This window comes from Ponticoccus sp. (in: a-proteobacteria) (assembly GCF_048381735.1).
On record NZ_JBLXGL010000003.1, the window covers coordinates 274,874 to 291,096 of the forward strand.

The 16,223-nt window shown below is 68.3% G+C and carries 16 protein-coding genes; 7 read left to right on the forward strand and 9 right to left on the reverse strand.

Annotation, left to right across the window (positions count from 1 at the left end; genetic code table 11):
- The first annotated feature begins 23 nt into the window (after nt 1-23).
- The 4 genes from ACN5KJ_RS08395 to ACN5KJ_RS08410 all read left to right on the forward strand — a co-directional run bounded on the left by ACN5KJ_RS08395 (nt 24) and on the right by ACN5KJ_RS08410 (nt 2,850).
- On the forward strand, nt 24-764 hold the full coding sequence (locus ACN5KJ_RS08395) for a GNAT family N-acetyltransferase (protein ID WP_347165746.1): 741 nt from the start codon (nt 24-26) through the stop codon (nt 762-764).
- Entirely contained in the window at nt 761-1,333 is a 573-nt protein-coding gene (locus ACN5KJ_RS08400) for a peroxidase-related enzyme (protein ID WP_206565692.1), read from the forward strand. The genes ACN5KJ_RS08395 and ACN5KJ_RS08400 overlap by 4 nt, the downstream gene beginning before the upstream one ends.
- On the forward strand, nt 1,305-2,234 hold the full coding sequence (locus tag ACN5KJ_RS08405) for an OmpA family protein (RefSeq protein WP_418593275.1): 930 nt from the start codon (nt 1,305-1,307) through the stop codon (nt 2,232-2,234). The genes ACN5KJ_RS08400 and ACN5KJ_RS08405 overlap by 29 nt, the downstream gene beginning before the upstream one ends.
- 220 nt (nt 2,235-2,454) lie before the next feature.
- Nucleotides 2,455-2,850, forward strand: a complete 396-nt coding sequence (locus tag ACN5KJ_RS08410) for a J domain-containing protein (protein WP_418593277.1) — start codon at nt 2,455-2,457, stop codon at nt 2,848-2,850.
- An 87-nt stretch (nt 2,851-2,937) separates the two neighbouring features.
- Here ACN5KJ_RS08410 and ACN5KJ_RS08415 read toward each other — a convergent pair whose 3' ends face one another.
- Nucleotides 2,938-3,846: a LysR family transcriptional regulator gene (locus ACN5KJ_RS08415; protein WP_418593279.1), complete on the reverse strand. Its 909-nt coding sequence runs from the start codon at nt 3,844-3,846 to the stop codon at nt 2,938-2,940.
- A 181-nt stretch (nt 3,847-4,027) separates the two neighbouring features.
- On the opposite strand from ACN5KJ_RS08415, the gene ACN5KJ_RS08420 reads away from it, so the two are divergent.
- Nucleotides 4,028-4,477, forward strand: coding sequence for a DUF4399 domain-containing protein (locus ACN5KJ_RS08420; protein ID WP_418593280.1), 450 nt, complete (start codon nt 4,028-4,030; stop codon nt 4,475-4,477).
- Between the two features lie 63 nt (nt 4,478-4,540).
- Here the strand turns inward: ACN5KJ_RS08420 and ACN5KJ_RS08425 are convergent, their stop codons facing one another.
- The 6 genes from ACN5KJ_RS08425 to ACN5KJ_RS08450 all read right to left on the reverse strand — a co-directional run bounded on the left by ACN5KJ_RS08425 (nt 4,541) and on the right by ACN5KJ_RS08450 (nt 11,153).
- Nucleotides 4,541-5,086, reverse strand: coding sequence for a type 1 glutamine amidotransferase domain-containing protein (locus ACN5KJ_RS08425; RefSeq protein WP_418593282.1), 546 nt, complete (start codon nt 5,084-5,086; stop codon nt 4,541-4,543).
- Between the two features lie 200 nt (nt 5,087-5,286).
- A complete protein-coding gene (locus ACN5KJ_RS08430) occupies nt 5,287-7,311 on the reverse strand; it encodes an FAD-dependent oxidoreductase (protein WP_418593284.1) in 2,025 nt (674 codons plus the stop codon).
- A gap of 421 nt (nt 7,312-7,732) precedes the next feature.
- Nucleotides 7,733-8,239, reverse strand: a complete 507-nt coding sequence (gene msrA / locus ACN5KJ_RS08435) for a peptide-methionine (S)-S-oxide reductase MsrA (RefSeq protein WP_418593285.1) — start codon at nt 8,237-8,239, stop codon at nt 7,733-7,735.
- Entirely contained in the window at nt 8,236-8,685 is a 450-nt protein-coding gene (gene msrB, locus ACN5KJ_RS08440) for a peptide-methionine (R)-S-oxide reductase MsrB (RefSeq protein WP_347165753.1), read from the reverse strand. Before msrB ends, msrA begins: the two co-directional genes overlap by 4 nt.
- 233 nt (nt 8,686-8,918) lie before the next feature.
- Nucleotides 8,919-9,977, reverse strand: a complete 1,059-nt coding sequence (gene queG / locus ACN5KJ_RS08445) for a tRNA epoxyqueuosine(34) reductase QueG (protein WP_418593287.1) — start codon at nt 9,975-9,977, stop codon at nt 8,919-8,921.
- A 249-nt stretch (nt 9,978-10,226) separates the two neighbouring features.
- Complete coding sequence (locus ACN5KJ_RS08450) at nt 10,227-11,153, reverse strand: LysR family transcriptional regulator (protein WP_347165754.1); 927 nt, start codon at nt 11,151-11,153, stop codon at nt 10,227-10,229.
- A 97-nt stretch (nt 11,154-11,250) separates the two neighbouring features.
- Between ACN5KJ_RS08450 and ilvD the strand changes: the two genes are divergently transcribed.
- On the forward strand, nt 11,251-13,101 hold the full coding sequence (gene ilvD, locus ACN5KJ_RS08455; RefSeq protein ID WP_418593289.1) for a dihydroxy-acid dehydratase: 1,851 nt from the start codon (nt 11,251-11,253) through the stop codon (nt 13,099-13,101).
- A gap of 552 nt (nt 13,102-13,653) precedes the next feature.
- A complete protein-coding gene (locus ACN5KJ_RS08460; protein ID WP_418593290.1) occupies nt 13,654-14,277 on the forward strand; it encodes a DedA family protein in 624 nt (207 codons plus the stop codon).
- Between the two features lie 91 nt (nt 14,278-14,368).
- On the opposite strand, the gene ACN5KJ_RS08465 is transcribed toward ACN5KJ_RS08460, so the two are convergent.
- Entirely contained in the window at nt 14,369-15,034 is a 666-nt protein-coding gene (locus ACN5KJ_RS08465) for a glutathione S-transferase family protein (protein WP_023849825.1), read from the reverse strand.
- Nucleotides 15,035-15,125: 91 nt separating this feature from the next.
- Nucleotides 15,126-15,857 (reverse strand): monofunctional biosynthetic peptidoglycan transglycosylase, encoded by a 732-nt coding sequence (gene mtgA, locus ACN5KJ_RS08470; RefSeq protein ID WP_418593293.1) that lies wholly within the window; start codon nt 15,855-15,857, stop codon nt 15,126-15,128.
- Between the last annotated feature and the right edge of the window lie 366 nt (nt 15,858-16,223).

The window sequence follows — 16,223 nt, forward strand, 5'->3', positions numbered from 1 at the left end:
ACCGCCCCAGTGACCCGGTGACCATGCCCGCCGAGACCCGCCGCCTTTTCGACGCAATACAGGCCACATGGCCCGCCGCCAGCCTTGTCGAGGCCGGGCCGTGGACCCTGCGCGAGGGCCGAGGCGGCGGCAAGCGGGTCTCTGCCGCGACGGCCCGGGCCGCGTGGCAGGCCGACGATCTCGGCGCCGCCGAGAAGGCCATGCAGCTGATGGGCCAGCCGCCGCTTTTCCAGATCCGTCCGGGCGACGAGGCGCTGGACAGCGCCCTTGCCAGTGCCGGATACACCCTGACCGACCCCACCGACATCCGCATCGCCCCCATCGAGGCGCTCTGCGACAAGCGCCTGCCCCGGGTCTGCGCCTTCACCATCTGGGAGCCGCTGGCGATCATGCGCGAGCTGTGGCAGGAGGCCGGCATCGGCGAGGGCCGCCAGCGCGTCATGAACCGCGTGACGGGGCCGAAGACCGGCCTGTTCGGGCGGGTCAGCGACAGCCCCGCGGGCGCCGGGTTCTGCGCCATCCACGACGGCCTTGCCATGGTGCATGCGCTGGAGGTCGCGCCCGCCCATCGCGGCAAGGGCCTGGGCGGCTGGATGATGCGCAGCGCCGCGCTTTGGGCCCGCGACCACGGCGCGACCGAGATCGCCGCTTTGGTAACGCAGGCAAACGACCGCGCGGCGGGGCTTTACGACAGCTTGAACATGGCGCGCGCCGGGCACTACCATTACCGCATCCTGAAGGACGCAGACAGAGAGACCCCGTGACCGACGACACCCTTCCCACCGCGCTGAACCTGCCGATGGTCGACCCGCTGCCCGAGCCGACGCAGAAATTCTTCGACATCTGTCAGGACAAGCTGGGCATGGTCCCCAATGTCCTGAAGGCCCATGCCTTCGACATCGACAAGCTGAACGCCTTTTCAGGCCTCTACAACGAGCTGATGCTGGCGGACAGCGGGCTGAGCAAGCTGGAACGCGAGATGATCGCCGTTGTCGTCTCTTCCGTGAACCGCTGCTATTATTGCCTGACCGCCCATGGCGCCGCCGTGCGCGAACTGTCGGGCGACCCGAAGCTGGGCGAGATGCTGGTGATGAACTGGCGCGTCGCGGACCTGAAACACCGGCAGCGCGCCATGCTGAACTTTGCCGAGAAGATGACGAAGAACAGCGCGGAGATCGGCGAATACGACCGCGAATCCCTGCGCGACGCGGGCTTTTCCGAGCGCGACATCTGGGACATCGCCAATGTCGCGGGCTTCTTCAACATGAGCAACCGCGTGGCGTCGGCCACCGATATGCGACCGAATGACGACTATCACGCGCAGGCGCGCTAGGGCCTTCGCGCTCTGCGCCGTCATGGCGGGCGGCGCCGCCGCGCAGGACCTGCCCCTGCCCGAAGGCGCGGAACGGGGCTTTGCCACCGTTCAGGACCCGGGCGCCTATGCCCTGCCCACGGGGCCCTTTGCGGACGGCGCCCTGCCGGTGCGCCGCGCCGAGGGCCGTGTCAGCGTCGAGGCCTGGCAGATCCCCGGCGCCGAGCGCACGCCCTTTCAGCTTGCCGCGCCGATCCGCGACACGCTGCGGGCCTCGGGCTTCGAAATCCTGCTGGACTGTCCGGCACGGGCCTGCGGCGGCTTCGACTTCCGCTTTGCCACACTGGTGCTGCCGCCGCCCGAGATGTTCGTCAGCCTCTCGGCCTATCACTTCGTTTCGGCCCTTGCGCCGGACGGGCGCGCCGTCTCGGTCCTGGCCAGCCGCGACAGCGCCATGAGCTACGTCCAGATCATCCGCGTCGGCGCCGAGGCCAGCGCCAGCCCCGGCACCGCGCCCCTGTCGCCGCGCCCGCTGGGCACGCCCGGCGATATCCCCGGACAGCTGGAGCAGCAGGGCTTTGCCGTGCTGTCGGACGTGGTCTTTGCCTTCGGGTCCTCGGAACTGGGCACCGAAGAGATCGCCTCGCTGGACGCGATCGCCGACTGGCTGGCCCTGAACCCGAACCGCAAGGTGCTGATCGTGGGCCACACCGATGCCACCGGCTCTCTCGACGCCAACCGCGCCGTATCGCTAAGCCGCGCCCAATCCGCCGTCCGCTACCTGCGCGAGCGCCGCGGCACCAACCCGGCGCAGATCGCGGCAGAGGGCGCGGGCTACATGGCCCCGGTCGCCAGCAACCTCACCCCCGAGGGGCGCGAGGCCAACCGCCGGGTCGAGGCGGTGCTTCTGTCCACCGAGTAGCCGGTGACGCCGGGCGGTATGACGCTCGGCCTTCCCCGTGAAAGCCCCCGAAGGGAGGGCCGGGCATGGGCGCCCCGGCTGTGGCAGCGGCCCCGTTAACGCTGTGGCAGGATTTGACCTGACCGACCCTGTCCATCCGGTTTATGACAGATTTGAACCACTTTCGAAGGACCGGCGGAACCCCGATCATTCGGGCGAGGACAGGACCAAGGAGGCCCCGATGCGCAGGCGCAGCGTTCCCGAACAGGCATACCGGACCCTCGGGGTCTCGCGCCTTGACGATTTCGCCACCATCCGCCGCACCTGGCTGAAGCGGGTCCGCGCGCTTTATCCCCGCGTGCTGCATGGCGACGGGACAGAGGCGGCGACGCGGGAACTGGCGGCGCTGAACGACGCCTACGACGCCATGCGCTGGCACCGGCCATTGCCTGAAGCCGCAACAAGGACGCCCGCCGCGCCGCCCCGTCCGCAGCCACACCCGCAGCCGCCTCGCCCGGACAGCGCCCCTTCTCTGGCACCCCTGCAGCAGGCCGCCCCGCGCGAGGCGCTCGACCGCTTCGCCAGCGCGCGTGACGTCTTTGCCCGCGACGGCGCCCGGACCCTGCGCCACGCCTGACCAGCCAAACAGAAGAAACCCCGGCACGGCGGCCGGGGGTCAAGGTGTCCCTGAACAGGGCGGGGGGAATTCAGTGACTGCGGGGGGCTATTCCCACTTGTGCGGGCCTTTCTCGGCAAAGGCATGCACAAGGAAATCGATGAAGGCGCGCACCTTGGGCTGGGTGAAACGGCCCGGCGGATAGACCGCGTAGATGCCCTGTGTCTCGACCGGCAGATCGGGGATCGCATCCTCGACCAGCCCGGCCTCCATCGCCTCGGCGTAAAGGTAAGAGGGCAGATAGGCGATCCCCAGACCCGCGATGCAGGCGTTCAGCAGCGACTGCCCGTCGTTGACCGTCAGCCAGCCCGCCGTGCGCACCTGGCGCTTTTCGCCCGAGGGCGCGGTCAGCTTCCAGACGTTGCCTGAGGATTGGTTGGAATAGTGCAAGAGCTTATGCGCGTTCAGGTCGTCGATCCGCCCGGGCCGCCCGTATTTCTGAAAGTACGAGGGCGCGGCGATCATGCGCTTCGTGGTCTCTGTCAGCTTGCGGGCGCGCAGGGTGCTGTCCTCCAGCTCGCCGATGCGCACGGCCATGTCGAAGCCCTCGCTGATCAGTTCGACGTAGCGGTTGTTCAGCACCATGTTGACGGTGATGTCGGGGAACTCGGCCAGGAACTCGCCCAGCACCGGGCTCAGGTGGTTCACGCCAAAATCCGTGGCGACAGAGATCCGCAGCAGCCCCGAGGGCGCCGATTGCATCGAGGTCACCAGCGCGTCCGCCTCTCCGGCGTCGTTCAGCACGCGCCGGGCGCGGTCGTAATAGGCCAGCCCGATCTCGGTCGGCGACACCCGCCGCGTGGTCCGGTTCAGCAGCCGGGCGCCCAACCGCGCCTCCAGCGAGGACACGTGCTTGGACACCGCGGATTTGGAAATGCCCATCTTCTTGGCAGCGTCGGTGAAGCCGCCCTGATCCACCACCGTGGCAAAGGCCTCCATCTCGGTCAGTCGATCCATGCCGGTCTCCTTCAAGTCGCGTCGTTGATCCCCTTGATGGTGCCGAACTGGGGCCACAGTTGGGCACGCGCCGGACAATACGACGGTATTTGCGCGCTCTGTTTAAGACAGGGAAACGACCGGCGCCGTGCTAGACTGCGCGACACCGACGAAGACATCCATGCAAAGGAGGAGTTTCCCCATGCCGATCCGACCCCTGGCCGCCGCCCTGGCAATGGCCCTTGCCCTGCCCGTCTGGGCCCAGCAGGGCGGCCCGACCCCGTCCGCAGAGGACGCCAGCGTCTATTTCGCGAATCTCTCCGATGGCGACAGGGTCAGCAGCCCGGTGACCATCGTCTTCGGCCTGAGGGGCATGGGCGTCGCCCCCGCCGGGACAGAGAAGGAGATGACCGGTCACCACCATCTTCTGATCGACCGCCCGCCGCTGGGCGAAGGCGAGGAGGGCGCCGAAGAGCTGATGAACGGCCTGCCCGCCGACGATCATCACCGCCACTTCGGCGGCGGCCAGACCGAGGTCACGGTGGACCTCGATCCCGGGGAGCACAGTCTGCAACTGGTTCTGGGCGACGCGGGCCATGTGCCGCACAGCACCCCGGTGATGTCCGAGGTCATCACCATTATCGTCGAATGACAAAAGGGGCGGCGCCGGGATGTCCCGGGCGCCGCCCCCGGCCCCTTCCGGACCCGGCGCGCCTCAGGCTGCCTTCCTGTTGTGCCGGCCTTCCTCGATTTCCTCGACGATCTTCGACACGAAGTGTTTCAGGTCTTCGGGCTTGCGGCTGGTGACGATACCGCTGTCGCAGACCACGGGCTCGTCCATCCAGCGCCCGCCCGCATTGACGCCATCGGTCTTGATCGACTTGAATGAGGTCACCTCGCGCCCGGAGAGGATCCCGGCCTCGATCAGCACCCAGGGCCCGTGACAGATCGCGGCAATGACCCTGCCTTCCTTGGCAAAGGCCCGCACCAGCGCCAGCACCGGCTCTTCCACGCGCCGCAGGTCCGGGTTGATCTGGCCGCCGGGGATCACCACGGCATCGTATTGGGTCGGATCGGCCTCCGCCTCGCGACCCCGGTCGTCACCCTCCCAGCCCCTGACGGGCTTGCCGCCCAGCGTGGCGACATGACCCGCGGCCCCCTTGGCGCGCAACTGGTCGCGGGGAAACTCCAGTTCCGATCGCTCGAACCCATGGGTCGAGAAGAAAAGGACTCTGGCTCTGGCGATCTTGCTCTTGTCCAAATCGCCCTTCAGCCGGTTGCCTGCCAGATCAAGGCAAAGCCCGGGCCCGCGTTCCGGCGCGCCCGGGCCTCTTCTGTCCCGAAATATCCCCGCCGGAGGCATCCCCGGCCCGCCAGCCCCGCCACCGCGCCGCCAAAGCGCCCTGTGGGACGGTGGGCGGGGCGCCTTTGCCGCAGGCAAACAGCGCCCGCCCGCCGGAGCTAGAGCGCGGCGGCCAGCCGCACGCCCTGGTCGATCGCGCGCTTGGCGTCCAGTTCGGCGGCCACGTCGGCGCCGCCGATCACGTAACAGGCCACACCCTGCGCCTCCAGCGCATCGGCCAGCGACCGTTCGCTCACCTGCCCGGCGCAAAGCACCACGGTATCGCAGGCGATCACCTCGGGCCGTTCGCGCGCCGCGCCATAGCTGACGTGCAGCCCGGCATCGTCGATGCGCTCGTAATTCACCCCGGACCGCATCTCGACCGCCTTCATCTTCAGTGCCGCGCGGTGGATCCAGCCGGTGGTCTTGCCCAACCGCTTGCCCGGCTTCTCGGCTTTGCGCTGCAGCATGACCACGGCCCGCTCCGCCGCCTCCGGCTGTGGTCCTGCGGGTGCCAGCCCGCCGCGCGCCGCTTCGGGATCGGTCACGCCCCATTCGCGCATCCAGTCCGGCAGGCTCTCGGTCGGGCTGTCGCCGGTCGCCAGGTACTCGGACACGTCAAAGCCGATGCCCCCCGCACCGATCACAGCGACCCGCTTGCCGACCTCGGCGCCGTGCCGCAGCACATCCACGTAGCCCAGGACAGAGCCGTGATCCTGCCCCGGAATGCCCGGATCGCGCGGCAGCACGCCGGTCGCCACCACCACCGCGTCGAAGCCGCCCAGATCCCCGGCCTCCACCCGGCGGCCAAGCTCGAGCGTCACGCCCGCCGCCTCCAGCGCGGCCCGGAACCAGTCCACCAGCCCGTGGAATTCCTCCTTGCCGGGGATCACCTTGGCCATGTTCAGCTGCCCGCCGACCTCCTGCGCCGCATCGAACAGCGTCACCCGGTGCCCGCGCTCGGCAGCGGTGATCGCCGCCGCCATGCCCGCAGGCCCCGCCCCCACCACGGCGACACTCTTCGAGACCTCGGCAGGCGTCACAACCAGCTCCGTCTCGAAACCCGCCCGCGGGTTCACAAGGCAGGACGAGACCTTGCCCTGGAAGGTGTGATCCAGACAGGCCTGGTTGCAGGCGATGCAGGGGGCGATCAGGTCGGGCCGCCCGGCCTCTGCCTTGGCGACGAAGTCCGGATCGGCGAGGAAGGGCCGCGCCATGGACACCATGTCGGCGCAGCCCTCGGCCAGCACCTGCTCTGCCACCTCGGGCGTATTGATCCGGTTCGAGGTGATCAGCGGGATGCCGACCTTGCCCATCAGCTTCTGCGTCACCCATGCGAAGGCCCGGCGCGGCACCGATGTGGCGATGGTCGGAACCCGCGCCTCGTGCCAGCCGATGCCGGTGTTGAGGATCGAGGCCCCCGCCGCTTCCACCGCCTGCGCCAGCCTCACCACCTCTTCGTGGGTCGAGCCATTGGGCACGAGGTCGATCATCGACAGCCGGTAGATCAGGATGAAATCTTCGCCCACCGCCTCGCGGACCCGGCGCACCACCTCGACCGGCAGCCGCATGCGGTTCTCGTAGGATCCGCCCCAGCGGTCCTCGCGCTTGTTGGTATGGGTCACAAGGAACTGGTTCAGGAAATACCCCTCTGACCCCATGACCTCGACCCCGTCATACCCCGCCTCGCGGGCCCGGGCGGCGGCCGTGGCGATATCGGCGATCTGCTTCTCGATCCCCGCCTCGTCCAGGGCCCTGGGCGGGAAGGGAGAGATCGGCGACTTCACCGGCGAGGGCGCCACGCAGTCGGGTCCGTAGGCATAGCGCCCGGCGTGCAGGATCTGCATGGCGATCTTGCCGCCACCCTCGTGAACCCGGTCGGTGACGATCCGGTGGTTGGCCACATCCTCGGGCGTATACAGCCCACAAGCCCCGGGAAAGACGCCGCCCTCGCGGTTCGGCGCGATGCCGCCCGTCACCATCAGGCCGACCCCGCCACGGGCGCGGGTGGCGTAGAACTCGGCCACGCGGTTCCAGTCACCGCGCTCTTCGAGGTTGGTGTGCATCGATCCCATCAGGACCCGGTTCTTCAGCGTGGTGAAACCAAGATCCAGCGGAGCCAGAAGATGCGGATAGTGGGTCATGTCGTGTGCCTCCCTCGCGTCTGGGCGGACCCTTCCACGGCACCGGTGCGCTTGTCACCGCGAAACGTGACGTCACTGACCGGTGCAAGGGCGAGGAGGCCCCGCGACAGGCCCGCCGGGAAGGCCGGGCAGAGGGCGCGGCCCACCGCCCCGGCCCAGCAGGCCGACGGCCCGGCGGGCGATCCCATCGCCCGCGTCCCCCGACTTGCACCGGCAAGCGTTTTGGCAGCCTGCCGGTTTCGACGGTCCGAAACGGCGCCGCGACACTCGCAGCCGCGCGCCCGCCGGAAGGCAGGCACCGGACCGGATTTCAGCGCCGGGCTACTCGGCCCCGGCGCCCGGAAACCGGCCACCCGCTCGCCGGCAGCGCCGGCGGCCCCTTCATCGCACCCGCAGGGCCCGCACCGCCCCGCGTGGGCGCCTATTCCGCCGCGTCGCGCTTTGGCAGAACCCAGTCCGCGCGCGGGAAATGGCAGGTATAGCCGCCCGGATAGCGTTGCAGGTAATCCTGATGCTCGGGCTCGGCCTGCCAGAAATCGCCCACCGGCTCGACCTCTGTCACCACCTTGCCGGGCCAGAGGCCGGAGGCCTCGACATCGGCAATCGTGTCCAGCGCAACCTGCCGCTGGTCTTCGTCGACGTAGTAGATCGCCGAGCGGTAGGACAGCCCCAGATCGTTGCCCTGCCGGTTCAGCGTGGTCGGGTCGTGGATCTGGAAGAAGAACTCCAGCAGGCGGCGGTAGGTGATGCGCTCGGGGTCGTAGAGGATCTCGATCCCCTCCGCGTGGGTCCCGTGGTTGCGATAGGTCGCGTTGGGCAGGTCGCCCCCGGTATAGCCGACGCGGGTCGCCTCGACCCCCGGCAGCTTGCGGATCAGCTCTTCCATGCCCCAGAAGCAGCCCCCGGCCAGAACGGCACGTTTCGTCATTCGATGTCCTCCACCTGGTCGATGTATTGGCCGTAGCCCTCGGCCTCCATCTCGTCCTTCGGGATGAAGCGCAGGGAGGCCGAGTTGATGCAGTAGCGCAGCCCGCCGCGATCCACCGGCCCGTCCGGGAAGACATGGCCGAGGTGGCTGTCGCCATGGCGCGAGCGGACCTCTGTACGGATCATGCCATGCGTGATGTCGCGCAGCTCGACAACGTTGTCCGGCTCCACCGGCTTCACGAAGCTGGGCCAGCCGCAGCCCGATTCGTATTTCGCGGCGCTGGCAAAGAGCGGCTCGCCCGACACCACGTCCACATATAGCCCGGCCTGCTTGTTGTGCAGGAATTCGCCGGTGCCCGGACGCTCTGTCCCGTTCTCCTGCGTGACGCGGTACTGCTCGGGCGTCAGACTGTGGATAACTTCCGGTCTTCGTTCATATTTTGTCATCTCGGGTCCTTCCTCGGCCGGCTCTGCGGGCGGTCACGGCAAAGATGGGGCCCGCCGCGCGAAAACCAAGCATGCTGTCACAGAGATCACGTCCGCCTGGCCGGGGGTTGCGCGATCCTGTCGATGTTGCCATTTAAACCATGAGTGACAAAGCCTTTCTCCCAGGAAACGCCAAGCGTCGCTCCGGGCGCCGAGATGGCAGCTTGGCGCCCGACAGACGCCTTGGCCGGGGGTCACTCACTCCCCTCCCGCGTCGCATTCGACAGCCGATGCGCCGCCCATCCGGCGGCATCCCGGACGGTCGCGTCCGCGTCATCCGTCAACCCCTGCGCCACGGCCCGCAGATCCGGCTGGCCAGAGTTCCCGATGGCATAAAGAACGTTGCGCAGAAAGCGGTTGCGCCCGATCCGCTTGATCGGCGAGCCCGAGAAACGGGCGCGGAAGGCGGCATCGTCGAGGCCCGCAAGCTCTGCCAGCGCGGGCGCGCGCAGGTCGTCGCGGGCATGATACTTCTGCTCCTCCGCGCGGCGGGCGAACTTGTTCCAGGGGCAGACCGCAAGACAATCGTCGCAGCCATAGATGCGGTTGCCCAAGAGAGCGCGCAGATCCTCGGGGACCGGGCCGTGGTGCTCGATGGTCAGGTAGGAAATGCAGCGCCGGGCATCCAGACGGTAGGGCGCGGGAAAGGCCCCGGTCGGACAGATGTCGAGACAGCGCCGGCAGCCGCCGCAATGGTCGGTCTCGGCCCCGTCGACGGGCAGCGCCAGCGTGGTGAAGATCGCGCCAAGGAAGAACCACGACCCCAGGTCCCGGCTGACGAGGTTGGTATGCTTGCCCTGCCAGCCCAGCCCCGCCGCCTGCCCCAGCGCCTTTTCCGGCACAGGGGCCGTGTCGACGAAGACCTTGATCTCGGTCTCCGGCCCCGCCTCGGCGATCAGCCAGCGCCCCAGACGCTTCAGCCGCTTCTTGACCACGTCATGGTAATCGCGCCCCTGCGCATAGACCGAAACAGCGGCGCGGTCGCGGCGCCCCAGAACCTCCAGAGGGTCGGTCTCGGGGCCGTAGTTCTCGGCCAGCATGATGACCGAACGCGCCTCGGGCCAGAGCACGTCGGGCGCTCCGCGCCAGTGCACCCGATCGGCAAGCCAGCCCATCTGCCCGTGATACCCGGCGTCCAGAAAGGCGCGCAGCCGCCCCATCACCTCGGGCACATCGCCGGGCCGACAGATCCGGCAGGCCGCGAAACCCGCCTCGGCGGCCTCCGCCTTCAGGCGGTCACCAAGCGGGGTCATGACGCCGCGCCTGCCACGACGGGGCCACCCGGCATCTGGGGGCGGAGGGGGCTCTGCCCCCACTGCTGCGCAGCCCCCCGAGGTATTTGGAAGACCAGAGAAGAGCTATGCGCGCGCCCTGCGATCCCGGGTGCCCGCTCGTCTGACCCTGCCGTGCCCCTGCGCAACTCTGCCACCCCTGCTTCTTCTTGGTCCAAATACCCTCGGGGGAGTCCCGCAGGGACGGGGGCGGCGCCCCCCCCTCTCCCCCTATCCGCTCGCGCCGCCCTTGGCCACCGCCGCGCCCTCTTCGACCAGCGCGAGGAAGTTGCGCAGCGTGGGTGTTTCGTCCGCCCGGCGCCAGGCGATGCCGGTTTCCAGCACCGGAGCCGTGCCGTCGAGGTCGCGGTAGACCACCCCCGCCCGGGCGAGGTTCTTCAGCGAGCGCGGCACCAGCGCCAGCCCCATGCCCGCCGAGACGAGGCTGATGATCGTCTGCATCTGGATCGCGTGCTGCGCCACCTGCGGACGGACGCCGCGCGCCGTGTAGAAGCCGGTGACGAGGTCGTGAAACAGCGGCGCGGCGCGGCGCGGGAAGACGATCAGCGGCTTGTCGATCAGCGCCTCCGGCGACAGCCGCGGCCCCTCGGGCAGGCGGCCTTCAGCCACCCAGCTTTCGGGGACCGCCGCGACCAGCGGCTCGGCCAGCAGGCGGCGGTAGGCGAGGGATGCGGGCAGCGGGTCGTCGCCATGCGGCAGGACGATGCCCGCGTGGCCCTGCCCCTCGACCAGCGCGGCGATCTGCATGTCGCTGGTCATCTCGGTCAGGGCGAGGTCGACCCCCGGATAGCGCGCGCGGAAACCCTGTACCAGCGCGGGCAGCACCGAGTAATCCGCCGTCGACACGAAGGACAGCGCCAGCCGCCCCGCCGCGCCGCCGCGCAGGGCTTCGGCGGTGTCGCGCAGCCCCTCGACCGCCGCCAGCGCCGCCCGCACATGCGGCAGGAAGGCTTCGCCGAAGGGCGACAGCGCCACGGAGCGCCGCGTGCGGACAAACAGCGCCTCGCCCAGCGCGGCCTCGAGCGCGCGGATCGACTGAGAAAGCGGCGGCTGCGTCATGCCCAGACGCGCGGCGGCGCGGCCGAAGTGCAGCACCTCGGCCACCGCCACGAAATGTCTCAGTTGCCGGGTGTCCATTGATATGCCTCGCGACTTAGTCGGCGCAGAATAATATATTTCACAAGCAGGGAACAGGGAGGTATACCCGGTCGACACTGCAAAGAGGGAGGGTCCGATGCCCCGTTACAGATCGAGAACCAGTACCCACGGCCGCAACATGGCAGGGGCCCGTGGCCTCTGGCGCGCAACCGGCATGGGCGACGAGGATTTCGGCAAGCCGATCATCGCCATCGTCAACAGCTTCACCCAGTTCGTGCCCGGCCACGTCCACCTGCAGGACCTTGGCCAGATGGTTGCCCGCGAGGTCGAGAAGGCCGGCGGCGTCGCCAAGGAATTCAACACCATCGCGGTCGACGACGGCATCGCCATGGGCCACGACGGGATGCTCTACTCGCTTCCCAGCCGCGAGATCATCGCGGACTCGGTCGAATACATGGTCAACGCCCATTGCGCCGACGCCATGGTCTGCATCTCGAACTGCGACAAGATCACCCCCGGCATGCTGATGGCCGCCATGCGCCTGAACATCCCGGCGATCTTCGTCTCGGGCGGACCGATGGAGGCGGGCAAGATCGACCTCGCCTCGCTCGACGTCAAGAAGGTGGACCTCGTGGACGCCATGGTCGCCGCCGCGTCGGAATCCTACACCGACGAGGAAGTCCAGCACATCGAGGAGAACGCCTGCCCGACCTGCGGGTCGTGCTCGGGCATGTTCACCGCGAACTCGATGAACTGCCTGGCCGAGGCGCTGGGTCTGGCGCTGCCGGGCAACGGCTCGACGCTGGCCACCCACGCCGACCGCAAGCACCTGTTCCTGGAAGCGGGCCGCAAGATCGTCGAGATCACCCGCCGCCACTACGAGCTGGAAGAGACCGGCCTGCTGCCGCGCGAAATCGCCACCTTCGAGGCCTTCGAGAACGCCATGTCGCTGGACATTGCCATGGGCGGGTCCACCAACACCGTGCTGCACCTTCTGGCCATCGCGCTGGAAGGCGAGGTCCAGTTCACCATGGACGACATCGACCGGCTGTCGCGCAAGGTGCCCTGTCTGTGCAAGGTCGCGCCCAATATCGAGAACGTCCACATGGAGGACGTGCACCGCGCCGGCGGCATCTTCTCGATCCTCGGCGAACTCAGCCGCGCGGGTCTGCTGCATGAGGAATGCGCGACCGTGCATTCGACCACCATGGGCGAGGCCATCGGGCACTGGGACATCAAGGTCGCCAACAACCCCGAGGCCGAAAGCCTGTTCAAGGCGGCCCCGGGCGGCGTGCGCACGACCAAGGCGTTTTCCACCGAGAACCGCTTCAAGGAGCTCGACAAGGACCGCGAGAACGGCGTCATCCGCTCGAAGGAACACGCCTTTTCGCAGGACGGCGGGCTGGCGGTTCTGTTCGGGAACATCGCGCTGGAAGGCTGCATCGTGAAGACCGCCGGGGTCGATGCCTCGATCCTGAAGTTCACCGGCACCGCACATGTCTGCGAGTCGCAGGACGCCGCCGTCTCGGACATCCTCACCGGCAAGGTGAAGGAAGGCGACGTGGTCGTGATCCGCTACGAGGGGCCGAAGGGCGGGCCGGGCATGCAGGAAATGCTCTACCCGACCTCCTACCTGAAATCGAAGGGCCTCGGCAAAGCCTGTGCGCTTCTGACCGACGGGCGTTTCTCGGGCGGCACCTCGGGCCTCAGCATCGGCCACGTCTCTCCCGAGGCGGCCGAGGGTGGCGCCATCGGGCTGGTCGAAAAGGGCGACAAGATCGAGATCGACATCCCCAACCGGAGCATCAACCTGATGGTGGACGACGCGACGCTGGCCGCGCGCCGCGCCGCGCAGGACGAGAAGGGCTGGAAGCCCGCCGAGCCGCGCAAGCGCAAGGTCACGACGGCCCTGCAGGCCTATGCCGCGCTGACCACCTCCGCCGCCAAGGGCGCGGTGCGCGACGTCAGCCAGCTGACCAAGGGCTGAGCGCAGCCAAGACGCGCGTCAGGGCCCCCGCAGGCGACTGTGGGGGCTTTTTTGTTGGGCAAGGTCGATCTGCCCAGAGCCTCAAGTTGCCCGACACTGGATTGAGCCAAGCTCCGGGCGCCGAACTATTTCAGGAGCTGACGCCACCCCGACACCTGCGACCGCCACATACGATGAACCGCGCCAGTGACGGGCGTGGTTCGGCGCCCCCCGGTTCAGGAAGGCAGTTTATCCCTGCAAAGTCCGTACGACCACGTCAGGTCGCGCAAGCATCAGCCAAATCGCCGGGCCCCCGGACGGCCCGGCGATGGCGCGGCGGCCTACGGCCTGGATTCCGCGCCCGGTGGTGGATCGTAAGAGTGCAATCACCCACATAGACTCTCGTAGAAAGTTCACTGTCCGCAAAAGTTGAGTACAGGAGGCTGCGTCTGTGCATATTGACAGGACCGTTCATCGCGCACGACGAGGCGGCGGCAGGCCCCCCTTCCCGCCCCTCTGAACCTTTCCCGCCGCCACGGGTTTACCCCCCGCACCAGCAAAGGCCCCACAGACATGTTCGACTGGATCACCGGCATCATCGACGCCATCGGCGCCTTCGGGGTCGGGCTGTTGATGTTCATCGAGAACGTCTTTCCGCCGATCCCCTCGGAGCTCATCATGCCGCTTGCGGGGTTCAACGCCGCGACGGGCGCACAGAACCTCTGGCTGGTGATCATCTTCGGCTCTCTGGGGTCCATCGCGGGGGCGCTGCTGTGGTACTGGTTCGGCGCGAAGATCGGCATGGAGCGCCTGCGCCGCCTTGCCGACCGGCACGGGCGCTGGCTGACCATCACACCCGATGAGCTCGACCGGGCCAATGGCTGGTTCCAGCGGCACGGCGGCGCGGCGGTCTTCCTCGGGCGCCTGATCCCCACCGTCCGCACCTTCATCTCCGTCCCCGCCGGGGTCGCGAAGATGCCGATGGGTCGCTTCCTGGCCTATACGACGCTGGGCACGCTCCTCTGGACCGCGCTTCTGGCCTTCGCGGGCTACGCGTTACAGTCGCAATACGATCTGGTCGCGCAATGGCTGAACCCGGTCTCGACCGCCGTGGTCACGGGCATCGTCGCCCTCTACCTCTACCGTGTCGCCACCTACAAGCGGCGCCTGCGCAAAGAGGATGCGCGCAGCGGCTAGTATCCGGACGGGGCACACGGCCTGCTCCGATGGCCCCACGGGGCCGGGCATCGGCGCCCCCTTGAAGGCCCCTGCCCGCAGGCGTGATGTCTCAGAAATCGAGGTCCGAGTAATGCGCGGGCTGCGGGAAGCCGGGCACCTGATCGGCGAGGATCGAGCGGAAGGCGGGGCGCGACTTGATCTTGGCGTACCAGTCCTTGACCACCGCCGAGCGGTTCCAGTCGACGTCCGAGATGTAATCCAGCGACGACAGATGCGCGGCGGCGGCGAAATCCGCCAGCGTCATCGAATCCCCGGCCAGCCAGCGCCGGTGATCCAGCAGCCACGCGAGGTAATCGAGGTGGTACTTGATCGCCTTGGCGCCCGATTTGACGTTGCCGCTGTCGGGGAACCCGGCCTTCATGACCTTCTTGTTCACCCGCTCGTACAGCAGCTTCGACGTCACCTCGTTGTGGAACTTGTCGTCGAACCAGCCGACGATGCGCCGCACCTCATAGCGCGCATCGGCGCCGCGCGGCATCAGCGCGGGTTCGGGGTACTTCTCTTCGATCCATTCGCAGATCGCCGCGCTTTCGGCCATGGTCTTGCCGTCCATGCGCAGAACCGGGACCTTGGCCGCCGGGTTGCGCCGCAGGAAGTCGGGGTCCTGCTCCCAGTAGCGTTCTTCCACCAACTCGCATTCGATCTTCTTCTCGGCGAGGCTCAGGCGAACCTTGCGGCAAAAGGGGGAAAGAGGCACGTGGTACAGCTTGGCCATGATGGTCCTGTTGATGGCGGGAACAGCCCCTCTTAGTCGTCATCGGCCCCCGGTTTCAATGCCTGCGAGGCGGTAATGGGCCAATCGGCGCCTACTCGAAGCAGGCCGCCCGCCCGTCCGCCCGGATCGTCGCCGCCCCGTCCCGGATCGCGCGCGCGCGGCGGCTGACCGCGTTCGAGGGGTTCGAGGCGCTGCGTGTCTTGGGGCTGGGCAGCACCGCGGCCAGAAGCGCCGCCTGCTGCGCGGACAGATCCGCCGGTGCCACGCCGAAATAGTGGCGCGCCGCCGCATCGATGCCGAAGACGCCCTCGCCGAACTCTGCGATGTTCAGGTAGACCTCGACGATCCGGCGCTTCGACCAGAGGGTTTCCACCGCCGGTGTCAGCACCGCCTCCAGCGCCTTGCGGATATAGCTTCTTTCCTGCCAGAGGTAGACGTTCTTCACCACCTGCTGACTGATCGTCGAGCCGCCACGCTCCGCGCCAGAGGCGATGGCCGCGCGGATCGCATCCATGTCGAAGCCCCAGTGCCTGCAGAAGTTGGCATCCTCGGCGGCGACCACCGCCCGCGCCATGACCGGCGCCACCGCGTCGAGATCGACCCATTGGTGTTCCACCGCGCCCAGACGCTGCCGTTCCGCCCAGATGGTATGCGTCGTCGGCGGGTTCACCACGCTGAACAGCACCACCGCCCCGATCACCAGCGCGCCCATGATCACTCCCAACCGCAATGTCCAGCGCATCAGCCATCGACCGGGGCGGAACCGGCGTACCTGCGGCTTCTCCCGCGTCTTGCCCGTGGACTTCTGTTTCTTGCCTGCCATATCGCCCGTTCTACACCGGACACCCGGCCCCGGAAAGACAGGGCGCGCCGGGCATTGACCGGCACCCCGCGCAACTGAAAGCCAAGCTGCCCCCATGCCGGGATCGCGTCCGCCCCCGTGGAGGGTCACATCCTGAGGGCGCAATCGGGCCTGACTTGGTGCAGAGTGTGGCAAGATCGGACCTTTTCGCCCAAGGCAGACGCCCCCCTTAGGCGTTCCGGCCCTGCGCGAAGCAACCACCGCAGTCACCGGCGCCAGCCCGGGCCTGCAACGTCACCCACGCCCCGCCGGGAGCGCCCCGCAGGACGGCTTCCGCCAGCCGGGCCCGCGCCCATGAGTCATGAAAAAGGGCGGCCCGAAGGCCGC